This is a genomic window from Rhodoferax sp. BLA1 (assembly GCF_013416775.1).
Lineage (GTDB): Bacteria > Pseudomonadota > Gammaproteobacteria > Burkholderiales > Burkholderiaceae_C > Rhodoferax.
Map to the genome: position 1 here is coordinate 299,901 of NZ_SZVI01000010.1, position 26,320 is coordinate 326,220.

A 26,320-nucleotide genomic window follows, 5' to 3' on the forward strand; every position below is an offset into this window, starting at 1 on the left:
ATGTTGTTGACGCTACCTCATATCCTGACGCCTGACGAGGTCAACAACGTGAGCGCGCTGCTGGCCAGCGCGCCCTGGGCTGATGGGCGCGCCAGTGCAGGCGAGCAGGCGGCGCTGGTCAAAAACAACCAGCAATTGCCGCATGAGTGTGAGGCAGCGCAGCAAATTCGGGCAATGGTGCTGCGCGGCTTAGACCGCAGCAGCACCTTTTTCTCAGCGGCCTTGCCCAAACGGGTGTTCACACCCCGTGTCAACCGTTATGGTGGTGAGAGCAACTATTACGGTAACCACATCGACAACGCCATCCGGGCGCTGCCCAACGGTCAAAAGGTGCGCACCGATGTGTCTTGCACGGTGTTCTTGAACGACCCGGACGACTATGACGGTGGTGAACTCACCATCGCCGACACCTATGGTCAACAAGCGGTGAAGCTGCCTGCAGGGCACGCGGTGCTTTACCCAGGCACCAGCCTGCATCAGGTCAAGCCCGTCACACGTGGTCACCGGGTGGCCTGTTTTTTGTGGATCGAGAGCATGGTGCGCAGTGATGAACAGCGTCGTCTGTTGTTTGAGCTGGACATGAACCTGCTGCGCCTGCGCCAGCAACATGGCGAAAGTGACGAAACCACCGCGCTCACCGGGGTCTACCACAACCTGCTGCGCGGCTGGGCGGACACATGAGTGAACAAACGCCTGCGCTGGCAGGGTTGCCTGCGGGTGTGGTGAGTCTGGCAGACCACGAGGTTTTGGCGCGCAGCCGACTCGATGCCAATGCTTGGGCTTATTTCAGCGGTGGTGCTGCCGACGAGTTGAGCTTGCAAGCCAATGTGGTCGCGTGGCAACAACAGCTGCTGCAACCCCGGGTTTTGCGTGATCTGAGCGGCGCACATACCCAGGTGGCCTTGCTGGGGCGCACCCTGGCACACCCGATTTTTTTGGCCCCAGTGGCCTACCAGCGTATGGCGCACCCGGACGGCGAAGTGGCCACCGCCTGCGCTGCTTCGGCCCAGCAGGCGGGTTTGGTGCTGAGTACCCAGGCCAGCATCCGGCTCGAAACCGTGGCCCAGTCGGTGGTGAGCGACCCGGAGCGTGGCCCCTTGTGGTTTCAGTTGTATCTGACGCCAGATCGGGCTTTTAACCGTGAACTGGTGCAGCGCGCCGAACGGGCAGGGTATGAGGCGCTGATGGTGACCGTGGATGCCCCGGTGAATGGCGCCCGTGACCGAGAGCGGCGTGTCGGCTTTCGCCTGCCACCCGGCGTGTCGGCGGTGAATCTGGCCGGTTTGCCACCCGTACCCGCCTCGACTCAAGTGCCGGGGCAAAGTGCTTTGTGTGGTGGCTTGTTACAAGTCGCCACAAGCTGGGCCGACATCGACTGGCTGCTGTCCCAAACCAAATTACCGGTGTTGCTCAAAGGTGTGATGCACCCGGACGATGCACGCCAGGCCGTGCAACTGGGTGTGGCGGGTCTGGTGGTGTCCAACCACGGTGGGCGCACGCTGGACACCGCACCCGCAACCGCTGCTGTGCTGCCGCGCATTCGCCAGGCGCTGGGCGCCGATGTGCCCCTGTTGGTGGATGGTGGCATTCGCCGTGGCACCGATGTTCTCAAAGCCGTGGCGCTGGGTGCCAACGCGGTGTTGATTGGTCGCCCCTACATCTATGGCCTGGCCAATGCCGGTGCTTTGGGCGTGGCACATGTGCTGCGTCTGTTGCGTGATGAACTGGAAATGGCCATGGCTTTGTGTGGCTGCGACCGTTTGGTGCCGGGCTGTGATTGCCTGTTCTCGACGGAGAGAGATGTGTCTGCTGCTTGGGCCAGCAAATAACAAGAAAATGATTGATCGACGTCATGTAATGCGAATTACTCGTATTTATAATAAAGAATGTATTCACTTCGAAAGGGCTGTTTCATGAACACACTTTTCATTCTCGGGGGCAGTGCGGTCATGGTTTTTGTGGCGGCTGCCTGGGTTTTGCGCAAATGAGGTCTCTGACACAGCGACGCTCAACCTGGCTGTCGATGTCGGCCGCAGACCGGCGTCCTTTTGTGGTGGTGGCCTATGTCCTGGTGTTCCACGCCCTGGCGCTGTGGGCGCTGCAAAGTGGGCTGTTGCGCCAGGCGGTCGAGATGGTGGTGCCGGTGCAGATGCTGAGCGAATTTATTGAGCCACCTGCGCCCCGTGTGATGCCGCCTGCGCCGCCAGTGGTGGTCAAGCGCCCAGTAACCCAACCCAAAACCCCGGTTGTGCCACAGACACTGGCGGTACGGACCGAAACCCCGGCGCCCGAAGCCTGGACGGTGCCGGTGGTGCCGGTTGCGCCACTGGCACCCATCGCAGCACCCGTGGAGTCGCCGACACCGGCGCCTCCTGCACCTGTGAGTGTGGTGCTGCCTTCCAGTGATGCGGACTATTTGCAGAACCCCAAGCCGGTGTACCCCTCGGCCAGCAAACGTCGCGGTGAGCAGGGTTTGGTGATTCACAGTGTGTTGATTGGTACCGATGGTTTGCCGGTGAGTGCCCGATTGGTGAAGTCCAGCGGTTTTGATGCACTGGATCAGGCTGCTCTGACCGCTGTGATGCGCTGGCGTTACATCCCGGGCAAACGCAACGGCGTGCCCACCACCATGTCTTTTAACGTGCCCATCAATTGGGTGCTTGAGTAACTTATTTTTTAATCAGGAGTGTTATCAATGGAATCGCAATTCGGCATCGTCAATGTCTGGACCCAGGGTGACTGGGTGACCAAGGGGGTGGCTGTGCTGTTGCTGCTGATGTCAATGGCCAGTTGGATCGTGATTGCACTCAAAACCTTGGACATCATCAAATACCGCAAGCAGGCCAGACAGGCGGCGGACTTCTGGCACAGCGAAGACTTTGCTGCGGCCTTGGACAAACTGGGCTTGGATCCGTCGGACCCGTTCCGCCAGATCGTTCTTGAAGGTCGGGAAGCTGCCGCACACCACCGCAACAGCAAGGTACATCTGCATGACAGCCTGGATGTCAGCGACTGGGTGACACGTTGCCTGCGCAATGCCATGGATGAGATCACCGCACGCCTGCAGTCTGGCTTGGCGATCCTGGCGTCGGTGGGGTCAACCGCACCTTTTGTGGGTCTGTTTGGCACGGTGTGGGGCATCTACCATGCGCTGCTCAGTATTGGTATGTCGGGTCAGTCGACCATCGACAAAGTGGCCGGTCCGGTGGGTGAAGCCTTGATCATGACGGCGCTGGGCCTGGCGGTGGCGATTCCGGCGGTGCTGGGTTACAACGCCCTGGTGCGTGGCAACAAGGCGATCCTGAACAAGCTGGGCAGCTTTGCCCATGATCTGCACGCCTTCTTTGTTACGGGGGCACGGGTGAATTCGACCGGTGCCAGCAATGTTGTGGTGATGAAGAAGGGGGCCTGAGCATGGCTTTTGGAACCCAATCCGATGCCGACGATGTGATGAGTGAGATCAACATGACACCGCTGGTGGATGTCATGCTGGTGTTGCTGATTATTTTCATCATCACCATTCCGGTGATGAAGCACTCGGTCAATGTGGACTTGCCGGTGGCAGCCAACCAGCCGCAAGTGGTTTTGCCGCAGACCATCCGGCTCAGTGTGGACGCGCAGGGCCAGTACTACTGGAACGAAGCCCTGGTAAGTGAGTCTGCTTTGCCGGGGTTGTTACAAACCGAGGCCGCGCGTGAGCCGCAACCCGAGTTGCACTTGCGGGGTGACAAGGCGGTGCGTTATGAACGTGTGGCGCAAGTTATGGCGGCCGCACAGCGGGCAGGCTTGCGCAAAATCGGTTTTGTCACGGAGCCCGGGCAGTGATGGCACAGCAGTCTGCTCACGATACCCAAGCAGGGGTTGCCGCCCAGCCTTTGGCGGCACAGTCTGCCAACCTGCGTGGTCTGGCCTCGCCATCGCCTGTGTCCAGCGCCGCAGTATTGCGTGGTTTCAGGTCGGTGCCGATCGAGCACGAGGGTGTGATTTACCGCCTGCAGGTCACCAAACTGGGCAAACTCATCCTAACCAAATAAGCCAGCACCAAACCCAGGCCGTCAACGGTCTGGGTTTGGTCAATCCATCTGGGTGCAGCAACTCATGCCACAGCGGTGTGTTGTAACTCCGACAGGGCGCGTTTGAGGCTGGCAGTACCTGGGTTTTCCACAAACAGGCATTGTTTGCCGGTACGTTTGCAGTGGTCTTTGACGCGCCAATAGGCGTTGTGGCTGATACAACCGGTCTGGCAGATCACCAGATCGGCCGCTGCCAGCGTGGTGTCGAGTTTGGTCAGGCTTTCTTCTTCACCACCATCGTGGTGGGCAAATCGGGCGCCAACACTTTCAATGATGTCGCGGTACTGCGGCACACTGGCTGTGCGCCCACCCACACACAACACGGCACGGTCCTCCAGTTGGACGGGTTTGAGAGGGGCAGATGCTTCATCCGTGAGCGCTGCGTCGGTCTGCGGCGCCAGGCGTTTGAGTTCAGCAGCTTGAATGTCGATCACGCGGCTGTTGCGCTCATTGTCCTGTTGTGCCTGCTGCAAGGCACGTTCCAGGGCCTGGATCTGTTTGGTTTGTTGGGCCAGGTCGGCCGCCTGTTTGGTGCGGCATGCCAGGTCTGGCACCGAGGCCTCCAGGGCGCTCAACTGTTGTTGCAAGTTGGCCAGGCGAGTGTCACGGCTGATGACCTCGGTGCGCAGATGTAAAACCTGGTCTTGCAGCATCTTGAGGCGGTTCGCCCCCTCGTTGGCCAACTGGTTGATGCGTTGTTGCGCATTGGCCAGCTCACGTGTCAGCGTAGTGTTGTGATCTGTCAGGGTTTGCAGGCGTTGCAGGTCAGCGCGTTGTGCAGCACCCACCTGGTGTTGCAGCATGTGCACTTCACCGAGGATCTGACGCTCCAGGTCGGTACTGCAGCGCGGATGTGTCAATGTGGCCCAGAGCGGACCAGCCAGGTCTTTTTGTGAAGCCTCATTCCACCAGTGGCCCAGCGCCTCGGTGGTTTTGACGCTGGTGGCCTGGCGTATTGCCAGGGCATACCGCTGCTCCAGTTCGCGCTGCATGCCTTCGGCCAAGGGAGTGCGACTGCCACATTGCCCCACGGCGCCGGAATGCAGGGCGTAGTCGGTGTCGACGTTGTGCCCGCGAAACGTCTTGTTCACCACCCGCCGCAGGACCGGAATCGGCAAGCAGACACCAATCACCGGGCAAAATGCGCGGTCTTCCAGTTCCCACAGCTTGCGTCGGCGCGAGCCTGTGGTGGTCTGAACGACCGCAGGTGACGCTGCGGCTGGACTGATCGGCTTGGTGGCGGTATGGTCAGCGATGGCGTGGGTTTGGCACACAAGGCTCTCCTGTTTCTGGTTTCACGAAGCGGATGGCTGGCACCTTGCACCTGAGGGGCAGGTTGCATTGGTTTAAATGAGAGTTATTCCCATTGGTGATGGATTATGCATGATTTCCCCACAAGTGATAACTATTCGCATTCGATGTAAGATGACTGTTCTGTCAACAACTTGCTGAAGGACCTTCCGACATGACATTTCCGCCACTGATGGCCGCCCTTGTTCTGGCCGCTACCGCATTGAGTGCATCCGCCGAAGACGTGGTGGTGTATTCCGCCCGCGCCGAGCAGTTGATCAAACCGCTGTTTGATGCCTACACCCGCGATACCGGTGTCCAGATCAAGTTCATCACCGGCGCCGAAGGCCCGCTGATGGAACGCCTGAAAGCCGAGGGTCAGAACACACCCGCCGACATGTTGCTCACGGTCGATGCCGGTAACTTATGGCAAGCCTCGCACCAGGGGCTGTTGCGCCCGATCCAGTCCAAGGCCTTGCAAGACAACGTGCCAGCCCACCTGCGCGACCCGGGCAACGAGTGGTTTGGTTTGTCGGTGCGCGCGCGCACCATCGTGTACAACACCACCATGGTGAAACCGTCCGAGTTGTCCACCTACGAAGACTTGGCTGACCCCAAGTGGAAAGGTCGTTTGTGCCTGCGCACCGCCAAGAAGGTCTACAACCAGAGTCTGGTGGCGATGATGATCACCGAGCACGGTGAACCCAAAACCGAGGCGATTGTCAAAGGCTGGGTCAACAACCTGGCCACCGCGCCTTTTGCCGATGACAACAAAGCCATGGAGGCGGTGGCCAACCGCCAATGTGCGGTCACCGTGGTCAACACCTATTACTATGGCCGCTTGATGGCGACCCAACCCAAATACCCGCTGGCCATTTTCTGGCCCAACCAGAACCTGACGTCCAAAGACGCCGGTGTACACGTCAATGTGTCCGGCGCGGGTGTGACACGGCATGCCAAAAACCCGGCTGGCGCGCAAAAGCTGATCGAATGGTTGTCGTCTGATCTGGCGCAAAACCAGTTTGCCGACAACAACCTGGAGTACCCGGTGAACCCCAAGGTCAAGCCCGCTGCCACGGTGGCCGCCTGGGGCAGCTTCCAGCCGAACCTGATCAATGTGAAAGACGCGGGCAGTCTGCAGGCGCAGGCCGTGAAGCTGATGGACCGCGTCGGTTACAAGTGATCCGGGCTGTCTGTGCCTGAGGGCAGTATCTCCTTGCCGGCAGCAGCAACTGCGGTCGCTGCCCCCCAAAAGCGCTTTCGGGTAGACGGTTGGGTCCTGTTTGCGCTGCTGCTGGCCGCGCTGGTCTTGGTGCCGGTGGTGGTCAGTCTGTCGTCGTTCGCCCGGATCGACGGCTCAATCCTGTCGCACCTCAGTGAGTTTGTGTTACCGGAGTTGCTGGTCAACACCTTCTGGCTGTTGCTGGGCGTTGGCTTCGGGGTGACGCTGCTGGGGGTGTCACTGGCCTGGCTGGTGGCCATGTGTGAGTTTCCGGGGCGTCGCCTGTTTGACTGGGCGCTGCTCTTGCCCCTGGCTTTGCCCGCCTATGTGACGGCCTTTGTCGCCATCGACTTGCTGGACTTCAGCGGCCCGTTGCTGAGTTGGTTGCGTGAAAGCTGGGGCATCACCGGCCTGCCTGAAGTGCGTTCACGTGGTGGGGTGGTGATGGTGCTGTCGCTGGCGCTGTACCCCTATGTTTACCTGATCTCGAAAAACGCTTTTGCCACTCAGGGCGCGATGGCACTGGAGGCGGCGCAGTCGCTGGGTTTGTCGCGCACGCAAGGTTTTGTCCGGGTGGCGCTGCCGATGGCGCGGCCATGGATCGTGGCGGGTCTGATGCTGGCGCTGATGGAGACCCTGGCCGACTTCGGCACCATGGCGATTTTCAACATCGACACCTTCACCACCGCCATCTACAAGGCCTGGTACAGCTTGTTTTCTTTGCCAGCAGCCGCCCAACTGGCCTCGGTGTTGATCCTGTTTGTGCTGGTCGTGGTGGTGCTGGAGCAGCGTTCACGCGCCCAGATGCGTTATGCGGCGGTGGGGCGCAGTGGTGTATCGCGCCGCATTGTGTTGTCACCGGTCATGGCTGCGCTGGCATCCCTCTACTCGGGGCTGGTGCTGTTGCTGGCGTTTGGGGTGCCGGTGGCCCAACTGGTGGTGTGGACGCTGGATGTGGCGGTGCAAGACCTGGACGCCCGTTATTGGTCTTTTGCCTGGCACTCCCTTATATTATCTGGGCTGGGTGCTCTGTTAGTTGTAGTGTTCTCGGTGCTGCTGGCGTATGCCGGTCGCCAGCGGCCCAGCGCCTTGATGCGCTGGACGCAGCGCCTGGCCACGCTGGGTTACGCCTTTCCGGGTGCGGTGCTGGCGGTGGGGCTGTTCATCCCGGTGGCGGCCCTGGACAATGTCCTGATTGACCTGGCGCGGGATTGGTTTGGTTTTCAGGGCACCGAGGTTTTCAAAGGCTCTCTGCTGGTGATGTTGCTGGCCTATCTGGTGCGTTTCTTGGCGGTGGGTTTTGGCCCGATGGACAGTGGGCTGCAGCGCATCACCCGCAATGTGGACGAGGCCGCCCGCAGCCTGGGCACGCGCACCAGCCGATTGTTGGGGCGGGTGCACCTGCCGATGTTGCGCGCCAGCCTGAGCACCGCCGCTGCGCTGGCTTTTGTTGACATCATGAAAGAAATGCCGATCACCCTGATGACCCGGCCGTTTGGCTGGGACACGCTGGCGGTGCGGGTGTATGAGATGACCTCCGAAGGCCAGTGGGAGCGCGCGGCGCTGCCGTCGCTGGCGATTGTGCTGGTGGGGCTGGTTCCAATTTTGTTTTTGACCTGGCGCGCGGATAAGCTGCGCTGTTGATCTTTATGCCTGAATTGTTGCTTCAAGGGGTGTCGCAGTCTTACGGCACCCGACCCGTCATCACCGACCTGAGTTTTTCGCTCGAGAAGGGGGACATCGGCTGCCTGCTCGGGCCATCGGGCTGTGGCAAAACCACGGCACTGCGCTGTATCGCGGGTTTTGAGGCGATCCAGCAGGGTGAGGTGGCCATTGGCAACACCCTGGTCAGCCGACCGGGCTGGATGTTGGCCGCCGAACAGCGCGGTGTGGGTATGGTGTTCCAGGACTATGCGTTGTTCACCCATTTGACGGTGGCCAACAACGTGGCTTTTGGCCTGCACGGCCAGTCCAAGGCAGTGGCTGCGGCGCGGGTGGCAGAGCTGCTGGCGCTGGTGGGGCTGAGCGGCCAGGCCAAGCAGTTCCCGCACCAGCTTTCGGGCGGGCAGCAGCAGCGTGTGGCCCTGGCTCGCGCACTGGCGCCACGCCCGCGCCTGATCCTGATGGACGAGCCGTTTTCCAACCTGGATGTGGAATTGCGTGAGCGCTTGTCGATTGAGGTGCGTGACATCCTCAAACGCGAAGCCAGTACCGCGCTGATCGTCACCCACGACCAGCACGAAGCGTTTTCCCTGGCGGATTGGGTGGGTGTGATGCACCAGGGCCGCATCCAGCAGTGGGACACGCCCTACAACCTGTACCACCGACCGGTCAACCGTTTTGTCGCCGACTTTGTCGGGCAGGGCGCTTTTTTGCCGGGCGAGGTGCTGGGCCAGCAGCAGGTGTCGATTGAACTGGGTGTGCTGGACGCCCGGGTGCCGGTGTCATGCCGCCCAACGGTCAGCCCGGACGGCACCCACAGTTGTCTGGTCGACGTGTTGCTGCGGCCGGATGACATCGAGCACGACGACAGCAGCCCGTTGTTGGCCAGGGTCGAGAGCAAGGCGTTTCGCGGGGCCGAGTTTTTGTACGGCTTACTGCTGCCCAGCGGCCAACGCGTGTTGTCGCTGGTGCCCTCGCACCATAACCATGCGGTGGGTGAGCAGATTGGCATCCGCCTGGCGGCGGACCATGTGGTGGCTTTCCCTGCTGAGTGACTGGGGACGGTGTCAGGGCGCTGCCTGCTACATTTGGCCCAGCTGTTGCCCACAACTTTTGCAGGATGCCCCATGAAAGCTTTTCAAGAGTATTACCCTGATAACCTGTCGCATTGTTATGGCTGTGGTGCCAACAACGAGCACGGCCACCGCATCAAGACCTATTGGGATGGGGACGAGACGGTGACCCGTTTCACCCCCGAGCCTTACCACACCGCTGTGCCCGGCTACACCTACGGCGGTTTGCTGGCCTCGCTGATCGACTGCCACGGCACCGGCACTGCTGCAGCGGCGATGTATCGGCAAGAGGGGCGGGCGATGGACAGTTTGCCCGCGTTCCGGTTTGTCACCGGCTCATTGCATGTGGACTACCTCAAGCCCACACCGATCAACGTCACGCTGGAGATTCGTGGCCGCATCAAGGAGATCAAGGGCCGCAAGGTGGTGGTGGAGGCGACGGTCTACGCCGATGGTGTAGCCACCGCACGGGGTGACGTGGTGGCGATCCAGATGCCGGACAACTTCGGCGCAGCGGCTTGACACACAGCACTCACTGGTTCGGGGCCAAAGCCCCACGCGCAGTGGCATACAGGTTGGCCTGCGCTACAAAGTGGCGCAGCGCCGGCGTGTTGCTTTTGTCCCGGTGGACCACCAGGTAACATTGGCGACGCATGCTTGGCAAGGGGCTGGCGACCACCTGCAGCCGCCCGGTCGCGATGAAGTCTGCCACCACCCAGTGTGACAGGCAGGCCACGCCCAGGCCCTCGGCAGCAGCCAGCTTGATGGCTTCTGAGCTGCCCAGCACCATGCTGCGCTGGTAAGCATGCAGGTAGGGCAACAGCAGCTGGTCGGTGCTCTCGCGGGTGCCTGAGCCCTGTTCACGCAGTAACCAGACCCGCTCGCGCAAGGCGTCGAGCGACACGGTGGACACCTTGGCTGTTTGGGCATTTGCTTCTTGCGGGTCAATCTCGCGCGGGGTGTCCGGGGCGCTCACCAACAGCAGTTCATCCTGCAGCCAGGGGGTCATGCTCAATGTGGGTTGGTGTGCGGGTCCTTCGATCAGACCCACATCCAGCTCAAAGGCCGCGACCGCCTCACACACCACCTCGGTGTTGCCAATCAGCACATGCGACTGCCAGGCGCTGCTTGGCGCGGCTGACGGTTGCAGAAACTGGCGCAGCAAGCTCGGCAGCACATAGTTGCCAATGGTGGTGCTGGCGCCAATACGCAGGGTGTGTGCCTGGGCCAGGCCGTCCTGGGCGCTTTGCTCGATGGTGATGGCTGCATCCAGCAGGGCTTGTGCACGCGGCAGCAGGTCGCGGCCATTGTTGTTGAGCAGCAGGCGCTTGCCACTGCGGTCGAACAGGCTTTGAGACAGCAGGCGCTCCAGTTCGTTGATGGCCGAGCTGGTGGCTGACTGCGACAGTGCCAGTTGTGTGCTGGCCGCCGTGGTGCTGCCACAGCCCGCCACCGCAGCAAAAATCTGCAATTGGCGCAGGGTCAGATGCAAAACAGGCATGGTGCGGGGGGTATAGCGATTGGATGGGTAATTATTAGCTGAATAAGCTGTTTTACAAATAAGTAGCAGCAACCTACAGTCGCTGAACACTTGTTTTCCCGTTCAGCAACACCATGACCCGCAGCGACTTGGCACAGCTTGCCTACCCCCAGATAGCCATGACACATACACGCGCAGTTCTGCAGCGTTATGCACCGGGTGTGTTGCTCAGTGGCGTTTTGGCCAGTGTGGCGATGGCACTGGGTCAGCTGGACTGGCTGCGCAAGCATGGTCTGAGTGCCCTCAGTCTGGCGATCTTGCTGGGGATCTTGCTCGGCAACACCGTGTATGGGCGCCTGGCTGCACCCTGTGCGCCCGGTGTGACGTTGGCCAAACAGCGGCTGCTGCGCCTGGGCATTGTCCTGTACGGACTGCGCCTGACGTTGCACGACATCGGCCAGGTGGGCCTGGCCGGTGTGCTGATCGATGCGCTGGTGCTGGGCTCGACCTTCACGCTGGCTTACCTGCTGGGCACACGCTGGCTCAAGCTGGAGCCCAAAGCGGCCATCTTGATCGGTGCTGGCAGTTCGATTTGTGGTGCGGCAGCGGTTATGGCGACCGAGCCGGTGCTGCGCGCCCGCGCCGAACATGTCACCGTGGCGGTTGCCACGGTGGTGGTGTTTGGCACGCTGGCTATGTGGCTGTACCCGTGGCTGTTTGTGCTGAACCAGCACTGGCCGGTGGTTGGCGGAGGTGTCCATGGTTTTGGCATGTACGTCGGTTCGACCATTCACGAAGTGGCCCAGGTGGTGGCCGCCGCCCACTCGGTGGACAGCGCAGCAGCCGACACGGCCGTCATCACCAAAATGGTGAGGGTGATGATGCTGGCCCCGTTTCTGATGGGGTTGTCAGCCTGGCTGGCGTGTCATCAGCGCCCTGCACAGTGGCCCGTCCCACATCGTGGAGCGAGGAGCAGGTGGTCAAACATCCGCATGCCGTGGTTTGCCTTCGCCTTCATCGCCATGGTGGCCTTCAACTCCCTGCAGTGGCTGCCGCACCCGGTGGTGGTGTGGGTCATCGATGTCGACACGGTTTTGCTGGCCATGGCGATGGCCGCCCTGGGTTTGACCACCCACCTGTCGGCTGTTCGCCATGCGGGCGTCAAACCTTTGCTGCTGGCGGGTGTGCTGTTTGTCTGGCTGGTTGTAGGCGGTGCGTTGATCCATCGCGCGGTGTTGTCACTGCTGTAGTGCTTGATCTCGTTGCTGCTCAAGGCCTTCGCGGGTGGGGGGGAGAGTCCCAGCCTGAAGAGGTAAGCTCTGTACACGCCCCCACTGTTGGCCGCGTCATAGTCCTTCTTCATCATGTTTTGAGCGATGTCCATGTTGCCATTTGTTCCCACTGCCCAGTCCACGCGGCGTGCCTTCAGCGCGCTGGTGATCACCAGCCTGCTCGCCGCCGCAGCTGGCCTGCCCAAGGTGACAAGCGCACAAACCACGTCCACCGTGCAAGTAGGTCAACGCCTGCCTGCGCTGGCACTCAAAGACCAGCACGACAAGCCATGGCAGATGGACGCCGACACCCGTTTGTTGATGTTTGCGGCCAGTCGCCAGGCCTCCAACCTGGTGCAGGAGGTGTTGCAAAAGTTGCCGCCGGACCTGTTGACTCGCAAAAACGCGGTGTATCTGGCCGACATGGGCAAGATGCCCGGGATCATCACCCGAACCTTTGCGCTGCCAGCGCTGAAGAAGTTGCCTTACCCGATTGGTGTGTCCACCGATGAGGCCACACTCGCGGCCTGGCCGCGCGAAGGTGATGCGGTGACGCTGATCGAGCTGGACCAACACCTGATCAACCGCATCAGCTTTGTCAGCACCGAAGCGGATCTGCGCGCTGCGCTGGACCGTTGAGCCGACCTCTTACCGAGAGCCCTTCAATCATGAACTTCTGGGACCAAAGGTTTGCCGAGCCCGGTTTTAAATACGGTACCGAACCCAATGTCTTTTTGCGCGGCCAAGCGGCGCGGCTGGCACCGGCAAGCCGTGTGTTGGTGCCGGGTGATGGTGAAGGGCGCAATGGGGTGTGGCTGGCCGCGCAGGGCCACAGGGTGAGTTCGGTCGACAGTTCGGTGGTGGGCCTGCAAAAAGCCAGAGCGCTGGCGCAGCAGCATGGTCTGGTGCTCAACACGCTTGTGGCCGATCTGGCCGACTGGGTGCCCGAGCCGCAGAGTGTGGACGCCGTGGTGTTGATTTACACCCACTTGCCCAACAGTTTTCGTCGCCTGGCCCATCAGCGTCTGGCCCAGGCGCTGTGCCCCGGTGGCTGCTTGCTACTGGAGGCCTTCCATCCCACTCAGTTGCAGCACAACAGTGGTGGCCCCAAAGACGCGGACATGCTCTACACGCCTGAGCTGCTCGATCAGGACTTTGCTGGTCTGTTGACGCCGGTGTTGCGCTGGCATGGTGAGGTGAATCTCTCGGAAGGGCCGGGCCACCAGGGTGTGGCGCATGTGACGCGCTGGTTGGGTCTGAAAAATTGAAGAAATTGGGCTTTTGCCCTTATATTCATTGGGATAATAGCTATATTGTTGATAGTAAACTCTGGAGGAAACGCCGATGAAAACCGCTCACGATCTGGTTGCCGCTGCCAAATCCCACGTGCATGAGCTCAGCCTGGCCGAGGCCGAGCAAGCCATCGCCCAGGCCGATGTGCTGGTGGATGTGCGTGAGGCTGACGAGTTTGCCGCCGGTCACCTGGCTGGTGCGGTGCACATCTCGCGTGGTTTGCTGGAGTTCAAGTTCAGTGCCGACCCCGCACTGCAAGCGCGCGACCTGAAACTTGTGTTGTATTGCAAGACCAGTGGCCGTGCCGCGCTGGCGGCAAGGGCCTTGCAGGAGATGGGCTACCAGCACGTGCAGTCGATTGCGGGCGGTTTTGACGCCTGGTTGGGCGCTGGCAAGCCGGTTGTCAAGCCGCAAACGCCTTCTTTCGAGTAAAGGCAGGGCCCAGACAGGGCCGCCCCAGGTTCAGATCCGCCCCAGCACCAGCAGGATCACGATGATCAGCACCACCAGCCCGATGCCGCCGCTGGGCCCATAACCCCAGCTTCGGCTGTGAGGCCAGCTGGGAATCGCGCCAATCAGCATCAGGATCAAAACAATCAGAAGAATGGTGCCGATGCTCATGGGGTGTCCTTGGTTTTGGTTTGGGTGGGTGCGGGTGGCAGCCCGTCCAACAGGTCAGCCAGCTCGTCGGCGTGTTCTTCTTCGACGGCCAGAATCGACTCCAGCATGCGCCGTGTGGTCGGGTCCTGGTCAGACAGGTAAACAATGTCGCGGCGGTAGCTGTCGATGGCGATGCGCTCGGCAATCAGGTTTTCAGAAATCATGTCAGACAGGTTTTTCCCGTCCGTGTAGTCGGCGTGGCTGCGTTCCAGCAAAGTGGCTGGCGAAAAATCAGGTTCACCACCGAGCTGCACGATGCGCGCCGCAATCTGGTCGGCATGACCCAGCTCTTCATTGGCGTGTGCCAGAAATTCGGCAGCCACAGCCTGGGAGTGGATGCCGCGTGCCAAAAAATGGTGGCGGCGATAACGCAGCACACACACCAGCTCGGTGGCCAGGGCTGCGTTGAGCCGGAGCAACACCTGCGGGCGGTCAGCGGCGTAACCTGGTGTGACCGCACCTTGTTCAATGTGGATGCCCGCTTGCTGCCGCAAACTGTCGGGCGGGGTCGTTGGGGTGGGGTGGTTCATGGTGTCCTTGTGTATTGGCTAAAAACAAGCCGATGGTGGCTGTGCCGAAACGGGCTGTCTGTGTGATGTCGCACAAATGCCGCATGACAGCAGCATGGTCGTGCTCGTTCATTTGTAAAAACGAGGCCGTTTGATATAGAACAAACCTAGGGTTTACACGCTCCCTGATAGTCGCGTTTCTGTGTTTGTCGTTGCCACAAGTTGTTTCAAGAATGAAAATAAACCTTCCTGTCACCCAGCGTGAGTTTGAGCTTGAGGACGGCGTCACGCTGGTGTCCACCACCGATACCAAAGGCATCATCACCCACTGCAACCAGGCGTTTGTGCAAGCCAGTGGTTTTGACTACACCGAACTGCTGGGCCAGCCACATGACATCGTGCGCCACCCGGATGTGCCACCCGAGGCGTTCAAGGACTTGTGGGGCACCATCGGGCGTGGCAGGCCGTGGTCTGGCATTGTCAAGAACCGCCGCAAAAACGGTGACCACTACTGGGTGCAGGCCAATGTGGTGCCGGTGATGGAGGGCGGCAAACCCTGCGCCTACATGTCGGTCCGGCTCAAACCCACACGCGCGCAAATCCAGGCGGCCGAACAGGCCTACGCGCTGCTGCACGCGCAGCGCGCCAGTGGCAAGGTCCGCGTCAGGCTGCATGCAGGTGGTCTGCGCCAGGTGGGCTGGCGCGACTGGCCGGGCAAATTGCACCGCATCACACTGAGCCAGCGTACCGGCCTGGGGCTGCTCATGATCTTGGTGCTGGCCTTGTTGCCCACCTGGGTGTTGGCCGGTCAGGATGCCCAGACCTTGCTGGCCGCCCAGGGGGCTGCTGGCTTGGTGGGTGCTGGCTTGTTCTGGGCCTGGTTTCGCCGGGCTTTGGTGCACCCGATCAACAAGGCCACACGTCTGGCCAATGACCTGGCCTGTTGCAACCTCAATGGCCAGATTGACTACAACAACACCAGTCCGCTGGGGGCGCTGATGCGCCGTTTGTGGCTAAGCAACCTCAACATGCGTGCCATCGTGGCCGACGTTCGTGCCGAGGTCAAAGGCGCCAACCTGGCGGCACAAGACATCCATCAAGGCAGTGTGGAGTTGTCCAGTCACACCGAGACCCAGGCCGGGGAGGTCGAAAAAACGACCTCCGCCGTGCGCGAGATTGCCAACACCGTCCAACGCACCGCCGACACCGCACATGCCTTGTCGACCTTGAGCACCAATGCCAGCGCCATGGCCAGCGAAGGTGCGCGGGCGATTGACCAGGTGTCGGCCTCGATGCATGCCATCGAGTCCTCGTCGGATCGCATCACCGAGATCATTGAGGTGATTGAGAAACTGGCTTTTCAGACCAATTTGCTGGCGCTCAATGCGGCGGTGGAGGCCGCCCATGCGGCGGAGCATGGCCGTGGTTTTGCCGTGGTGGCCGCCGAGGTGCGGGCCCTGGCGCAGCGCAGCAGCACGGCGGCGCAGCAGATTCGCCAGCTGATCCACGACTCGGTCGAACAGGTGTCACAGGGCACCCTCACGGTGGACGTGGCCGCCACCACCATCCGCACGGCGGTGGATGCGGTGTGTGAGGTGTCGGCCCGCCTCGGCGAAATCACCCAGGCCACCCAGGACGAGGCTGCCGGGGTGACGCAGATCAGTGAGGCGATGCATTTGCTGGATGTGGTCACCCAGCAAAACGCCGATCTAGCCCAGCAGGCCAGCGCTGACTGCGAGGGCTTGACGGCCCGCGCTGACACGCTGGTGCGCGCGGTCAAGGTGTTCCAGATGCGCTGAAGCCCAGAAATTTGAACAAAAATGGCCTCTAGCCCTTATTCAACAAGGGCGAATAGCTATATTCTTGGTAGTGTTTCAGGACTCAGGTCAGCGCCAGGGCTTTGAGTTTGCGGTACAGCGAGCGTTCGCTGATGCCTAAGCGCGCCGCCAACTCGGCTCGGCTGCCAACATGGGCGTTCACCAAGTCTTGCAGCATGGCGCGTTCGACCGATTTGAGTGTGCCGGCGGCGGCTGTCGGCACAGCGGCATCAGACAGCGGTGGCGTTGCGCCAAGCAGCTTGGGCTGTGAGACAGCGGCACGTGGGCGTCGGCCTGACTGCAGCGCCTCTTCAACATGGGATGCCTCCAGCACCTCGCCATCACACATCAGTGCCGAGCGCTCCAGCAGGTTGCGCAACTCGCGAACATTGCCGGGGTAGTCTTGTTGCTCCAGCAGGCTCAGCGCCGCCGGGCTGAGCTGGATATTGCGTGGCCCGGCCACCCGTTGCAGCAGGGCCTGGGCCAGCAGGGCAATATCGTCCCGACGCTCGCGCAGCGCGGGCAAGTGGATCGGGAAGGTGCTCAGGCGGTAATACAAATCCTCGCGGAACTTGCCCTGGGCCACCATCTCGTCCAGATGGCGGTGAGTGGCTGACACCACCCGGATGTCGGCGTGGCGCTGCTCGGCGCTGCCGACCCGCCGGTAGGTGCCGGTTTCCAGCAGGCGCAGCAGCTTGACCTGCATGGTCAGCGGGATGTCGCCCACCTCGTCGAGGAACAGCGTGCCGCCGCTGGCAGCCTCGACCAGGCCGCCACGGGCCGCGTTGGCGCCGGTGAAGGCGCCGCGCTCGTGGCCAAACAGTTCGGATTCAAACAGGTTCTCGGGCAGGCTGGAGCAGTCCACCGCCACCAGTGCCCGTGCCGCGCGTGGGCTGGCCTCGTGCACCGCCTGTGCCAGCAACTCCTTGCCGGTACCGGACTCTCCCAGCAACAGCACCGTGGCCATGGAGGGTGCCACCCGCGCCACCAGGGTCAGCATCTGTTGGAACGGGGCCGAGCGGCCAATCAGCCCCTGGGTTCGGGATTGGCCCTGCGCCACCCGCAGCGGCTCCATCTTCTCGATGAAAAAGGCCTGCTCACCGTCGGCATTGAGCAAGGGGGCCAGTTCGATGTTGACGTATTCCTCCCCTTTGGCGCTGTGGTGCAGGTGCAGCACCCGCTCGCGCTGGCCTGACTCGCGCGCTTTGAGCAGCGGGCAGGATTCACCGGCCTGGTCACACGGCAGATGGAAGTGGTGCGACACCTCATAACAGGTGCGCCCGACCACGCTGCGCTCCGGGCTGAACTGGCGCCGGTAGGCGGCGTTGGCGGCCAGGATGCGGTACTGGGTGTCAAACAGGATGTGTGGCTCGGGCAAACCTTCCAGGAAGGACATGAGTTCGGGTAGCGGTTTCATCAGGTAGGTTCAGCGCAGGGTGTGGTGTGTTTGTGAGTGTATGTCAGCTGACTGCCAGTCTGTCAAATCTGGCAGTGATTCCCTGAAGGTAGAACCCGATGGATTTTGTCGACTTTTTAAGTGCTTGAAATCAAAAGATTTTTCTGAATTCTCAACGTGGCACGCTTATTGATACCAAACAGGGCAGTACCTGCAACATCGGGTGCTGCTTTCCCTTTTTGTCCTTCAGGAGAATGTGATGTCTGCTTCCAACACCTTTGAAGCACTGGCTGCCAATGCCAGTGATCATGATGCCGAGCGCCGCAGCATGGTGCTGTTGACGGCGGCGGTGGCCGGTGTGGCCACGGTGGCCACCGCCATTCCCCTGGTTGCCAGTTTTGCCCCGAGTGAGCGGGCGCTGGCCAGCGGGGCCGCTGTGGAGGCTGACATTGCAGACCTGGCGCCTGGCGCCATGAAAACCGTGGAATGGCGCGGCAAACCGGTCTGGATCGTGCGCCGGACCGAGGAAACCCTGGCTGATCTGGCCACCCTGGATGCGCAGCTGGTTGATCCCAGGTCAGAGGTCAAGAGCCAGCAACCGGCCTATGCCCAAAATGTCAGCCGTTCGATCAAACCCGAGTATCTGGTGGCAGTGGGCATTTGTACCCACCTCGGCTGCTCACCCAGCGCGGTGGCCAAGGGCACGGCCAACCCGGGTGTTGGCAACAACTGGAAAGGTGGCTTTTTTTGCCCCTGCCACGGCTCGACCTTTGATTCGGCCGGACGTGTATTCAAAAACAAACCCGCACCCACCAACTTGGAAATCCCGCCGCACAAATACCTGTCGGACAGCCGTTTGCTGATTGGTGAAGACGATCTTGCCTGAATCTGAGCCGATAGCCCGCTTGCAGCTATCCGTTGATAGCTGACATTTTTGGCAGTTTGTTCTGACAAATAGCGCCTTGTGACAGGCGCGCTCGCGGTGCGTGGGTCGCGGGTTTGGGCTAAGTGCTTGATTCTGTTGGGTGCTGGCTGCGTGCGTCCGTTGGCACGTTTCTTGATCTATATCTAGAAAATGACAACAGCGGCCAAGATAACAACCCACCCAAACTGCCCGGGGCACCAGCCGCTGCGGGGTGCATGACATGTACTTTCGCATCCTCAATGACAGCCACAGTGGCGAGTTCAGTTACCTGCTGGCCGACCACACCCAAGACGCTGTCCTGATCGACCCCCGCGCACAAGACATCCCGGTGCTGCTGGCCTTGTTGGCCGAGCGTGACCTGCGGCTGCGTTGGGTGTTGCGCACCCACCACCATGATGGGCTGTTTCCTCACGAGCCCAGCCTGTTGGCCGGGCTGGGTGCACCCCTGGTCCAGGGTGATGGGGGGCACACCACCTTGCCATTTGGTGATGGGCTGATCCAGGTGTTGGCAACCCCGGGGCACACCCGCAGCTGTCTGAGTTTTGCCTGGCGCGACCGCGTGTTCTGTGGCGGGCTGTTGGCGGTCACGACCTGCCCCCACCAGGCCTACCCGCAATCGCCGCAGGACCTGTGGGACAGTGTCATGCAAAAAGTTTTTACACTCGCTGACGAAACCTTGCTGTTTTGCGGGCAAGAACAGCATGCACGTGCGGTGAGCACGGTGCTGGAGCAACGGCGTTGGCATCCCTATTTTTCAGGCCTGACCCGTGACGAATTTCTGGCACAGATGGATGTGCTGTCGCAGCGCAGCGTGCCGCCCCCATTTTTTGAGGAATGACGAATGAATGCCGAAGTAAAAGATGAGAAGAAGGTGATCCCGATCACCCCGGTGCCAACCGAGCCTGAGGCACAGCTGGTTTCTTTGTACGCCGCCCACGAAAAAATTTACCCGCGCAGTGTCAAAGGGGTGTTTTCCAACTGGCGCTGGATCATGGTGTGGGTGACGCAGATCATCTTCTACGGATTGCCCTGGGTCGAGTGGGGCCAGCGCCAGGCCGTTCTGTTTGACCTGGGGGTGCGTCGTTTTTACATCTTTGGTCTGGTCTTGTATCCGCAGGACTTCATCTACCTGACCGGTCTGCTGATCATTGCCGCCTTGTCGCTGTTTCTCTTTACCGCGGTGGCGGGTCGGTTGTGGTGTGGTTATGCCTGTCCGCAGACGGTCTACACCGAGATCTTTTTGTGGGTTGAAAAATTTGTGGAAGGGGACCGCTCGGCCCGCATTCGCCGGGACGAAGGCCCCATGACCGCAGAGAAGCTGGGCCGCAAAACAGCCAAACACTTGATCTGGGTGGCCATTGGGATCTGGACCGGGTTCACCTTTGTGGGGTATTTCACGCCCATGCAGGCCATGATGAGCCAATTGGCGAACCTGGATTTTGGTCCCTGGGAAACATTCTGGGTGCTGTTTTATGGTTTTGCCACCTATGGCAATGCCGGGTTCATGCGTGAGCAGGTGTGTAAACACATGTGCCCGTACGCACGCTTTCAGAGTGCGATGTTTGACAAAGACACCTTGATCGTGACCTACGACGCCGAACGTGGTGAGCCGCGTGGTGCACGCTCCAAGAAGGCGGACCCAACCAAGCTCAATCTGGGGGCCTGTGTTGACTGCAGCCTGTGTGTGCAGGTGTGTCCAACCGGCATCGACATCCGCAAAGGTCTGCAGTACGAATGTATTGGTTGTGGTGCCTGTGCCGATGTGTGTGACACCGTCATGGACAAAGTGGGCTACCCGCGTGGTCTGGTCAAGTACTCAACCGAAAACGCCATGCTGAACAAGTGGACGCAGAAGCAGACACTTCGCCATGTGTTCCGGCCGCGCATTCTGGTCTACACCACTATTTTGCTGACGATTGTGCTGGCGATCATGGTCAGCCTGTTCACCCGCACACCGTTCAAGGTGGACGTGGTGCGTGACCGCGGTGTGATGGCGCGGGTGGTGGAAGCGGGCAAAACCGAAAACGTGTACCGCTTGCAGGTGATGAATGCCACCGAAAGTGCTCAGCGTTATCGCTTTTCGGTGGAAGGTCTGCCGGGTCTGGTGTTGACCTCGCAGGACACGGTCAGTGTGCCGTCCACCGAGGCGCGAACGGTGCCGGTGCGTGTGCAGTTGCCGTTTGAGGGTGCCAAACCGGGCTCACACGAGATTCATTTCAAGATCGAGTCACTGGACAGCCCAGGGGTGTTGCTTGAAAAGTCCACCTTCCTCGTGCCAGAGTAAGCGCCACCTTGTACGTGTTTGCCTTGTTGTCAGCTGATGTCATCGGCGCCCATCTGGCTGAGTTTGGAGGTCATGTCTGGTTGCCGCCGTTCTGGCTGATGTCTTCTTTTGCCAAATCGGCAACCCAGGGGCACGCGTGGAGCAGATGATGTGGGTGGCGCTGTTGGGCACGGTGATTGGTCTGGTGTTGGCCTTCACCGGGGCAGGTGGCGGCATCCTGTCGGTGCCTTTGCTGGTGTTTGGGCTGCATCTGTCGGTGCAGCAGGCGGCGCCCATCGGTATGCTGGCGGTGTTTGCCGCATCGCTGTTAGGCGCTGTGTTGGCTTGGCGTGAGGCGCTGGTGCGCTACCGTGCGGCGGCCTTGATGGGGGCGGCGGGGATGGTGATGGCGCCACTCGGCGTTTTTCTGGCGCAACACATCCCCAATCGGCCTTTGATCGTGGCTTTTTCCTGCGTGCTGTTGTACAGCGCCTGGCGCAGTCTGGCTGCCCCAGCCACCACCCAGGCGCGAGCGCCTTGTGTGCTGAGCACCGTGGACCAGCGCTTGATCTGGACACGCCCTTGTGCCCAGGTGTTGGCCGGTACCGGGCTGCTGTCGGGTTTGCTCAGTGGTTTGTTGGGCGTGGGCGGTGGTTTTGTGATCGTGCCAGCCCTGTCGCGTTACACCAATTTGAGCATTCGCAGTGTGCACGCCACCTCGCTGGCGGTGATGGCGCTGGTGTCTTTGAGTGGTGTGATGTCTGCAACCGCACACGACGCCATGAACTGGGCCATTGCGCTGCCCTTTGCCGCCGGTGCCATCGTGGCGCTGCTGGCTGGCAGGCGGTTGGCCAGCCGGGTCCACCCAAAGCGTTTGCAGCAAGTGTTTGCTTGGTTTTGTGTCGGGGTGGCGGTGTTGATGCTGGCCCGGGCGGGCGGTCTGCTGTCGGTGTGAGGGTGCCACTTACAATGGTTTCAGACACAAGGTGGACGCATGAAAATTCTGATTTCAAACGACGATGGCTTTCAGGCACCGGGCATCGTGGCGCTGTATGAGGCCCTCAAAGACGTGGCAGAGGTTGAGGTGGTGGCCCCGGAGCACAACAACAGCGCCAAATCCAATGCGCTGACGCTGCATTCACCTTTGTATGTACATCGGGCAGCCAACGGGTTTCGGTATGTCAATGGCACACCGGCCGACTGCCTGCACATTGCCCTGACGGGGCTGCTGGACTACCGGCCGGACCTGGTGGTGTCGGGCATCAACAACGGTGCCAACATGGGTGACGACACCATCTACTCGGGCACCGTGGGTGCTGCGATGGAGGGGTACCTGTTTGGCATTCCCTCCATCGCCTTTTCCCAGGTCCAGCGCGACTGGTTGCATCTGGATGCCGCAGCGCGCAAGGCGCGTGACCTAGTGTTACAGATGTCGCAGCAGAATCTGCTGGGCAGCAGTGCCTGGCTGCTCAATGTCAACATTCCGAATCTGCCTGAAGATCAGCTGGGCCACGTCAAGTTATGTCGCCTGGGGCGGCGTCATGCGGCCGAGCCGGTCATCACCCAACTCAGCCCACGCAATGAAACCATGTACTGGATCGGTGCCGCTGGCGCGGCCAAAGACGATGCCGATGGCACCGACTTTCACGCCACCGCACAGGGTCATATCGCGATCACCCCCCTCAAGATCGACCTGACCGACCACGACAGCCTGGGCTACTGGGCGCAGACTGCCGCGCGCCTGGCTGCGGGCATGGGGCCGGGTTGATGACGAGCCATCGTCAGGCGGGCGTCAAAGCCCGCCCGGGTTTTCCGGCGCGTCTGGGGCCAATCCAGACCGCAGTACCACCGCCACCAGCTGTAAGCCGGGTGGCCAGCCACCGTCCCGCACCTGCGCCGACCGGTTTGGGCATGGATTCGAGTGCGGTGCGTTTGAGCATGGTCAACAAACTGGCCCAACAAGGCATCTCGGACAAGCGGGTGTTGGCCGCATTGGGGCAGGTCGAGCGGCACCGGTTTGTGGATTCCGCGCTGGTCAACCAGGCGTATGAAGACACCAGCCTGCCGATTGGGCTGGGCCAGACCATTTCCAAGCCGGGCGTGGTGTCGCGCATGTTGGAGCTGTTGCTGCAGGGCCAGACCTCTCGCCTGGGGCGGGTGCTGGAGATTGGTACGGGCTGTGGTTACCAGGCCGCTTTGTTGAGTCATTTGTGCAGCGAGGTGTATTCGATCGAGCGGCTGCGCGGTTTACATGACAAAGCACGCGACAACCTGCGGCATTTCCGTCTGGCCAATGTGCATTTGTTGTTTGGTGATGGCATGCTGGGTTATGCCAAGGGGGCTCCGTACGCAGGCATCATTGCCGCTGCGGGGGGTGAAGCCTTGCCAACTTGCTGGCTGGACCAATTGGCGGTGGGCGGGCGTCTGGTGGCGCCGGTGGCTGCCGGTGCCCAGAGCCCCGGGCGCCAGGCTTTGGTGGTGGTGGACAAGACGCCACAAGGCTTACGTCAGACCGTGATGGAGGCGGTTCATTTCGTCCCTTTAAAATCGGGTATTGCATGACAGGATGTTTATGATGCGTGAGTTTCGACGACTTGGTTTGGGGATGGGTCTGGCGCTGTTGACGCTGGTGCTGGTGGGTTGTGGTTCGAGGACGCTCAACCGCGCACCGGTGGAAGACCGCCCGGTCAGGCAGGGTGCGGCCGCAGCGCCGGCCCAGACCGTGATGGCACCGGTCAATCAGCCTCCAGGGTTCGAGAATGCGGGTAAACCGGGCTACTACACCGTCAAACCCGGTGACACCTTGCTCAGAATCTCCCTGGAACACGGCCAGAGCATGCAAGAGGTGGTGCGCTGGAACCAGCTAGAAAACCCCAACCGCATCGAGGTGGGTCAGGTGCTACGTGTGGTGCCACCCGTCAGCAGCGAAGTGGTGGTTAAACCGGTCACCAAACCACAAGTGGTGGCCACACCCGCGTCGGCACCCCAGGCTGCGGCCTCCGAACCCGCAACTCCGGCATCGGCGCCAGCCAGTGCCGCGAGCAAGCCAGCCCTGGCAGAAGATGACATCAACTGGATCTGGCCCGCTAACGGCTCGATTCTGGCCGGGTTTGACGATGTCAAGAACAAGGGTGTGGACATTGGTGGCAAAGCGGGTGAACCCGTTTTGGCCGCCGCTGATGGCCGGGTGGTGTATGTGGGCGCTGGTCTGCGTGGTTATGGCAACCTGATCATCCTCAAACACAACAACGTCTATCTGACCGCTTACGCCCACAACCAGACCTTGCTGGTCAAGGAAGACCAGTCGGTGCTCAAGGGGCAGAAGATTGCCGAGATGGGCAGCAGTGACGCCGACCGTGTCAAGCTGCACTTTGAGGTGCGCCGCCAAGGCAAGCCGGTTGACCCCACCAAATACCTGCCAGCCCGTTAAGTGGTGTCCCGGCTCGGCCGGGCTTGACGTTGCACGTCATTTTTTGCCTTGATTCCATGACAGATACAAACGAAACAACCGCTGTGGCGGCATATCCTGACCATTGGCTGCAGGTCGAATCCCTCGACCTGGACGCCCAAGGTGTGGCCCACAAGGCCGATGGCAAGGTGGTTTTTATTGAAGGTGCCCTGCCTTTTGAGTGGGTCAGCGCCAACATCAACCGCCACAAGAACAACTGGGAGCAGGGCACACTGACCCAGATCCATCGCGACTCGTCCCAGCGTGTGCAGCCCGGTTGCCCACATTTTGGCCTGCACACCGGCGCCTGTGGTGGCTGCAAGATGCAGCACTTGCACAGCGCCGCGCAGGTGGCGGTCAAACAACGTGCCCTGGAAGACAATTTGTGGCATCTGGGCAAAGTCAAGCCCGAGCAGATGCTGCGACCGATCGAGGGGCCGACCTGGGGCTACCGCTACCGGGCTCGTTTGTCGGTGCGTTTTGTCCGCAAAAAAGGCACGGTGTTGATTGGTTTTCATGAGCGCAAAAGCCGTTATGTGGCTGACATGGCGGTCTGCCCGGTGTTGCCACCGCAAGTCAGTGCGATGCTGATGCCACTGCGCGACCTGATTGGCTCACTCGACGCAGTGGAAACCTGTCCGCAGATCGAGCTGGCGTGTGGCGACAAGGTGATTGCCCTGGTGCTGCGGCATCTTGAGCCCCTCAGCCAGGCAGATTTGCAGCGCTTGCGTGTTTTTGCGGCAGCCAACCCGCCGGTTCAGTGGTGGCTGCAATCCAAGGGCCCGGAGACGGTGTGCCTGCTCGACGAAGGCGGTGAGCCGCTGTCTTATGCGCTGCCTGAGTTTGGCATCACTATGCCGTTTAAACCGACGGATTTCACCCAAGTCAACCCGCAGATCAACCGGGTGCTTGTGTCGCGGGCTTTGCGTTTGCTCGACGCACAACAAAATGAGCGGGTGATTGACTGGTTTTGTGGCTTGGGCAACTTCACCTTGCCCATTGCCACCCAGGCAGCGGAGGTCTTGGGCATCGAGGGCAGCGAGGTGCTGGTGGCTCGGGCACGCCAGAATTATGAGGAAAATCGTGCTCACACCCTTATCAATAAAGGGCTATTTACTACTTCTTTTGTAGCGCGCAACCTGTTTGAGATCACCCCGGAGATGCTGGTGAAGGACGGTGTGGCTGACAAATGGTTGGTGGATCCGCCACGTGAAGGTGCTTTTGCGCTGGCGCTGGCGCTGGCTGAGCTGCACCGGCAACGCCTGGGCACCTCCGAATTACCGCCCACACCGGGCGCCCAAGCCTGGACTCCGCCCAAACGCATTGTGTATGTGAGTTGTAATCCGTCGACCCTGGCGCGGGATGCCGGTCTGCTGGTGAATCAGGCGGGTTACCGCTGTTCAGCCGCTGGTGTGGTCAACATGTTCCCGCACACCGCGCATGTGGAGAGCATGGCTGTTTTTGACCTGGCTGAGTAAGACGCAGGCTTGTTGATCAGATGGCCATCTGCACCTGGGCAAACCGGGTGTTACTTGGCTCTTGACTTTGGCTTGGGGTCTTCAATGATTTCTTCAGCAGGGGGAGCTGGTGCTGCCGCAGGCGCCACGATCTCGGCACGTTGACCTTCCAGCTTGTTTTCCCGCATATAGGCGTCCATTTCAAGCCAGCCTGCGTAAATCGCTGCTTTGTTGATGCCCTTGTTCAAGGCATAACAATCTTCGATGCCGCGCAGGCCATTGCGGCAAGCGGCCCCAATGGCTTTGGCATCGGCCTCTTTTTGGGCAATTCTGGGGTCCGGCCCCAGGCCCAGCAGGTCGCAGCCAGCCACCAGCAGGGCCACACAAAGGATCAGCAAGCGTCTGGACATAGGGTAAAGCGCAAAAGGGGAATGAGCGGGCACAGGGTGATTTTGATTCAACCACGACGGCCCCATCAACA

Annotated in this window: 29 protein-coding genes; 23 read left to right on the forward strand and 6 right to left on the reverse strand. The window is 60.8% G+C overall.

Annotated elements, in window-relative coordinates; genetic code table 11:
* From FDG13_RS12180 to FDG13_RS12205, 6 genes are all read left to right on the forward strand, one after another.
* Positions 1-681, forward strand: a complete 681-nt coding sequence (locus tag FDG13_RS12180; RefSeq protein WP_180128000.1) for a Fe2+-dependent dioxygenase — start codon at positions 1-3, stop codon at positions 679-681.
* Positions 678-1,829: an alpha-hydroxy acid oxidase gene (locus tag FDG13_RS12185; protein ID WP_180128002.1), complete on the forward strand. Its 1,152-nt coding sequence runs from the start codon at positions 678-680 to the stop codon at positions 1,827-1,829. The genes FDG13_RS12180 and FDG13_RS12185 overlap by 4 nt, the downstream gene beginning before the upstream one ends.
* A gap of 155 nt (positions 1,830-1,984) precedes the next feature.
* Entirely contained in the window at positions 1,985-2,668 is a 684-nt protein-coding gene (locus FDG13_RS21310) for a TonB family protein (RefSeq protein WP_304621515.1), read from the forward strand.
* A 27-nt stretch (positions 2,669-2,695) separates the two neighbouring features.
* The gene (locus FDG13_RS12195; RefSeq protein WP_180128004.1) at positions 2,696-3,412 is read left to right on the forward strand and encodes a MotA/TolQ/ExbB proton channel family protein; all 717 of its coding nucleotides are present in this window, start codon (positions 2,696-2,698) and stop codon (positions 3,410-3,412) included.
* Between the two features lie 2 nt (positions 3,413-3,414).
* The gene (locus tag FDG13_RS12200; protein ID WP_180128006.1) at positions 3,415-3,825 is read left to right on the forward strand and encodes a biopolymer transporter ExbD; all 411 of its coding nucleotides are present in this window, start codon (positions 3,415-3,417) and stop codon (positions 3,823-3,825) included.
* Positions 3,825-4,034, forward strand: a complete 210-nt coding sequence (locus FDG13_RS12205) for a hemin uptake protein HemP (RefSeq protein ID WP_180128008.1) — start codon at positions 3,825-3,827, stop codon at positions 4,032-4,034. Before FDG13_RS12200 ends, FDG13_RS12205 begins: the two co-directional genes overlap by 1 nt.
* 62 nt (positions 4,035-4,096) lie before the next feature.
* Here the strand turns inward: FDG13_RS12205 and FDG13_RS21380 are convergent, their stop codons facing one another.
* Positions 4,097-5,347 carry a DUF2325 domain-containing protein gene (locus FDG13_RS21380; RefSeq protein ID WP_180128010.1) on the reverse strand — a complete coding sequence of 417 codons (1,251 nt, stop codon included), beginning with the start codon at positions 5,345-5,347 and terminating at the stop codon, positions 4,097-4,099.
* A gap of 191 nt (positions 5,348-5,538) precedes the next feature.
* On the opposite strand from FDG13_RS21380, the gene FDG13_RS12215 reads away from it, so the two are divergent.
* From FDG13_RS12215 to FDG13_RS12230, 4 genes are all read left to right on the forward strand, one after another.
* Complete coding sequence (locus tag FDG13_RS12215; RefSeq protein WP_180128012.1) at positions 5,539-6,546, forward strand: extracellular solute-binding protein; 1,008 nt, start codon at positions 5,539-5,541, stop codon at positions 6,544-6,546.
* A 12-nt stretch (positions 6,547-6,558) separates the two neighbouring features.
* Positions 6,559-8,229 carry an iron ABC transporter permease gene (locus tag FDG13_RS12220; RefSeq protein WP_218942704.1) on the forward strand — a complete coding sequence of 557 codons (1,671 nt, stop codon included), beginning with the start codon at positions 6,559-6,561 and terminating at the stop codon, positions 8,227-8,229.
* Between the two features lie 5 nt (positions 8,230-8,234).
* Positions 8,235-9,302 carry an ABC transporter ATP-binding protein gene (locus FDG13_RS12225; RefSeq protein ID WP_180128014.1) on the forward strand — a complete coding sequence of 356 codons (1,068 nt, stop codon included), beginning with the start codon at positions 8,235-8,237 and terminating at the stop codon, positions 9,300-9,302.
* Between the two features lie 72 nt (positions 9,303-9,374).
* Positions 9,375-9,842 (forward strand): PaaI family thioesterase, encoded by a 468-nt coding sequence (locus tag FDG13_RS12230; RefSeq protein WP_180128016.1) that lies wholly within the window; start codon positions 9,375-9,377, stop codon positions 9,840-9,842.
* 10 nt (positions 9,843-9,852) lie between these two features.
* On the opposite strand, the gene FDG13_RS12235 is transcribed toward FDG13_RS12230, so the two are convergent.
* Complete coding sequence (locus tag FDG13_RS12235; protein WP_180128018.1) at positions 9,853-10,821, reverse strand: LysR family transcriptional regulator; 969 nt, start codon at positions 10,819-10,821, stop codon at positions 9,853-9,855.
* A gap of 158 nt (positions 10,822-10,979) precedes the next feature.
* On the opposite strand from FDG13_RS12235, the gene FDG13_RS12240 reads away from it, so the two are divergent.
* The 4 genes from FDG13_RS12240 (at position 10,980) to FDG13_RS12255 (ending at position 13,796) form a co-directional block, all read left to right on the forward strand.
* Positions 10,980-12,050 (forward strand): YeiH family protein, encoded by a 1,071-nt coding sequence (locus tag FDG13_RS12240; protein ID WP_180128020.1) that lies wholly within the window; start codon positions 10,980-10,982, stop codon positions 12,048-12,050.
* Between the two features lie 132 nt (positions 12,051-12,182).
* The gene (locus FDG13_RS12245) at positions 12,183-12,710 is read left to right on the forward strand and encodes a hypothetical protein (protein ID WP_180128022.1); all 528 of its coding nucleotides are present in this window, start codon (positions 12,183-12,185) and stop codon (positions 12,708-12,710) included.
* A 29-nt stretch (positions 12,711-12,739) separates the two neighbouring features.
* Positions 12,740-13,339 (forward strand): bifunctional 2-polyprenyl-6-hydroxyphenol methylase/3-demethylubiquinol 3-O-methyltransferase UbiG, encoded by a 600-nt coding sequence (locus FDG13_RS12250; protein WP_180128024.1) that lies wholly within the window; start codon positions 12,740-12,742, stop codon positions 13,337-13,339.
* A 76-nt stretch (positions 13,340-13,415) separates the two neighbouring features.
* Entirely contained in the window at positions 13,416-13,796 is a 381-nt protein-coding gene (locus tag FDG13_RS12255) for a rhodanese-like domain-containing protein (protein ID WP_180128026.1), read from the forward strand.
* 30 nt (positions 13,797-13,826) lie between these two features.
* Here the strand turns inward: FDG13_RS12255 and FDG13_RS12260 are convergent, their stop codons facing one another.
* Both FDG13_RS12260 and FDG13_RS12265 read right to left on the reverse strand, forming a co-directional pair.
* Positions 13,827-13,985, reverse strand: coding sequence for a DUF3309 family protein (locus tag FDG13_RS12260; RefSeq protein WP_078366113.1), 159 nt, complete (start codon positions 13,983-13,985; stop codon positions 13,827-13,829).
* Positions 13,982-14,554: a bacterioferritin gene (locus FDG13_RS12265; protein ID WP_180128028.1), complete on the reverse strand. Its 573-nt coding sequence runs from the start codon at positions 14,552-14,554 to the stop codon at positions 13,982-13,984. Before FDG13_RS12265 ends, FDG13_RS12260 begins: the two co-directional genes overlap by 4 nt.
* Positions 14,555-14,766: 212 nt before the next feature.
* Here FDG13_RS12265 and FDG13_RS12270 point away from each other — a divergent pair, with 212 nt between their 5' ends.
* Positions 14,767-16,332, forward strand: coding sequence for a PAS domain-containing methyl-accepting chemotaxis protein (locus FDG13_RS12270; protein WP_180128030.1), 1,566 nt, complete (start codon positions 14,767-14,769; stop codon positions 16,330-16,332).
* 82 nt (positions 16,333-16,414) lie between these two features.
* Here the strand turns inward: FDG13_RS12270 and FDG13_RS12275 are convergent, their stop codons facing one another.
* Positions 16,415-17,767, reverse strand: a complete 1,353-nt coding sequence (locus FDG13_RS12275; protein WP_180128032.1) for a sigma-54-dependent Fis family transcriptional regulator — start codon at positions 17,765-17,767, stop codon at positions 16,415-16,417.
* 238 nt (positions 17,768-18,005) lie between these two features.
* Here FDG13_RS12275 and petA point away from each other — a divergent pair, with 238 nt between their 5' ends.
* The 8 genes from petA to rlmD all read left to right on the forward strand — a co-directional run bounded on the left by petA (position 18,006) and on the right by rlmD (position 25,860).
* A complete protein-coding gene (gene petA / locus FDG13_RS12280) occupies positions 18,006-18,632 on the forward strand; it encodes a ubiquinol-cytochrome c reductase iron-sulfur subunit (RefSeq protein WP_180128034.1) in 627 nt (208 codons plus the stop codon).
* A 259-nt stretch (positions 18,633-18,891) separates the two neighbouring features.
* Positions 18,892-19,509, forward strand: coding sequence for a hypothetical protein (locus FDG13_RS12285; protein ID WP_180128035.1), 618 nt, complete (start codon positions 18,892-18,894; stop codon positions 19,507-19,509).
* A 3-nt stretch (positions 19,510-19,512) separates the two neighbouring features.
* Entirely contained in the window at positions 19,513-20,955 is a 1,443-nt protein-coding gene (gene ccoG / locus FDG13_RS12290; protein WP_180128037.1) for a cytochrome c oxidase accessory protein CcoG, read from the forward strand.
* 145 nt (positions 20,956-21,100) lie between these two features.
* The gene (locus FDG13_RS12295) at positions 21,101-21,889 is read left to right on the forward strand and encodes a sulfite exporter TauE/SafE family protein (RefSeq protein ID WP_180128143.1); all 789 of its coding nucleotides are present in this window, start codon (positions 21,101-21,103) and stop codon (positions 21,887-21,889) included.
* Between the two features lie 39 nt (positions 21,890-21,928).
* A complete protein-coding gene (surE, locus tag FDG13_RS12300) occupies positions 21,929-22,702 on the forward strand; it encodes a 5'/3'-nucleotidase SurE (protein WP_078366106.1) in 774 nt (257 codons plus the stop codon).
* Positions 22,702-23,496, forward strand: a complete 795-nt coding sequence (locus FDG13_RS12305; protein ID WP_180128039.1) for a protein-L-isoaspartate(D-aspartate) O-methyltransferase — start codon at positions 22,702-22,704, stop codon at positions 23,494-23,496. Before surE ends, FDG13_RS12305 begins: the two co-directional genes overlap by 1 nt.
* Positions 23,497-23,509: 13 nt before the next feature.
* On the forward strand, positions 23,510-24,364 hold the full coding sequence (locus FDG13_RS12310; RefSeq protein ID WP_180128041.1) for a peptidoglycan DD-metalloendopeptidase family protein: 855 nt from the start codon (positions 23,510-23,512) through the stop codon (positions 24,362-24,364).
* A gap of 56 nt (positions 24,365-24,420) precedes the next feature.
* Complete coding sequence (rlmD, locus tag FDG13_RS12315; RefSeq protein WP_180128043.1) at positions 24,421-25,860, forward strand: 23S rRNA (uracil(1939)-C(5))-methyltransferase RlmD; 1,440 nt, start codon at positions 24,421-24,423, stop codon at positions 25,858-25,860.
* Positions 25,861-25,910: 50 nt separating this feature from the next.
* Here the strand turns inward: rlmD and FDG13_RS12320 are convergent, their stop codons facing one another.
* On the reverse strand, positions 25,911-26,249 hold the full coding sequence (locus FDG13_RS12320; RefSeq protein WP_180128045.1) for a hypothetical protein: 339 nt from the start codon (positions 26,247-26,249) through the stop codon (positions 25,911-25,913).
* Positions 26,250-26,320 lie beyond the last annotated feature (71 nt).